The sequence below is a fragment of the Candidatus Deferrimicrobiaceae bacterium genome, from assembly GCA_035256765.1.
Taxonomy (GTDB): domain Bacteria; phylum Desulfobacterota; class Deferrimicrobia; order Deferrimicrobiales; family Deferrimicrobiaceae; genus CSP1-8.
The window spans coordinates 1-1180 of sequence record DATEXR010000040.1; the positions used below are offsets into that span (position 1 = coordinate 1).

General features: G+C 62.0%; 2 protein-coding genes. One reads left to right on the forward strand and one right to left on the reverse strand.

What is annotated here, in order from left to right; genetic code table 11:
- Positions 1-88: 88 nt before the first annotated feature.
- A complete protein-coding gene (locus VJ307_01345; GenBank protein ID HJX72772.1) occupies positions 89-730 on the reverse strand; it encodes a carbonic anhydrase in 642 nt (213 codons plus the stop codon).
- Between the two features lie 249 nt (positions 731-979).
- Between VJ307_01345 and VJ307_01350 the strand changes: the two genes are divergently transcribed.
- Positions 980-1180: hypothetical protein (locus VJ307_01350; protein ID HJX72773.1), on the forward strand; the 201-nt coding region annotated here is incomplete at its 3' end.

A 1180-nucleotide genomic window follows, 5' to 3' on the forward strand; every position in this document is an offset into this window, starting at 1 on the left:
AAGCGAGCGACCCCCCTCCGAGGATGCGGAAGCCGGCGATGACGCTCCGCACCAAGGCGCGCAGATGTTGCGCCCGCCGCCCTTCCTGCTACTCCTCCTCGAAGCGAATCGGCTCGTACTGGCCTTTTTCGGGCGTGTACCTGGAGACGCTCCCCGTGCCGATCTCGAAGAACCAGGCGTGGACGTGGAGCCGTCCCTCCCGGGCCGCCTTCTGGACGACGGGATAGGTGCGCAGGTTCTCCATCTGCACCAGGACGTTCTCCTCGGAAGTCACCGCGAGCCTCTCTTCCTTGGACATTTTCGGGTAGTTCGCGGCGATCACCTCCAGGGTCCGCTCCCCGTTCTTCAGCCACTCGGCGATGTGCGGCGTCCCGCCGAAAACCTTCCGGTCCTTGTAGAGGGCCTTCATCGCCCCGCAGTCGGAGTGGCCGCAGATGATGATGTCCCGGACGTGCAGGTGCTCGACGGCATATTCGATGGCGGCGGCGACCCCCGTCCCATCGAGGGGGTTCTCCGAATACGGCGGCACGAAGTTCCCCATGTTCTTGAGGATGAAGAGGTCCCCCGGGTTCGCGTGGGTGATCACCGTGGGGATCACCCGGGAGTCGCAGCAGGTGATGAACAGCGCCTCCGGGGACTGCCCGTGTTCGGCCAGCCTCCGGAAAAGCTCCTGGTTTTCGCTCCAGTACTGCTTCCGGAACCGATGGATCCCGCTGATCAGCTTTTCCATGGCTCCCCCTCCAAACGGTGCGGATTCGCAAGGCCCAGGGACGGCAGAAAAAGCAGCCGACCGGGCTCTCTCGCATATGATGGCTATTTTATCCGGTTACCTCCCGTCCTCAAAACGGGATATTATTGCCGGGATATTATTGCGGGAAGACCGTTGACGTACATCAATGCCCGCGATGAACAGACCGTCTATTCTTGACTCCGTTCCGGAGGGGCCGTTTCGGCCCGAAACCGGGAAGGGGGGAAAGCAATGAGCCGGTTGGAAGCGCTTTGCGGAAAAATCCACGACACACACCACGTCTACCTGAAAGAAAACCTTCCCCGCCTGGCGGCGCTGATCGTCCGGGAAAACGGGAAAACCGATCCTTCCGCGCGGGGGGAGATGAAGACGATCGTCGAACGCTTCCGCGCCCTGAGCGGGGAGATCACCGCGCACCTGATGAAGGAAGAG

What these genes read in the sequence shown, in the direction of transcription:
- VJ307_01345 (HJX72772.1), bottom strand. Translation starts at nt 730, where the DNA reads ATGGAAAAGCTGATCAGCGGGATCCATCGGTTCCGGAAGCAGTACTGG.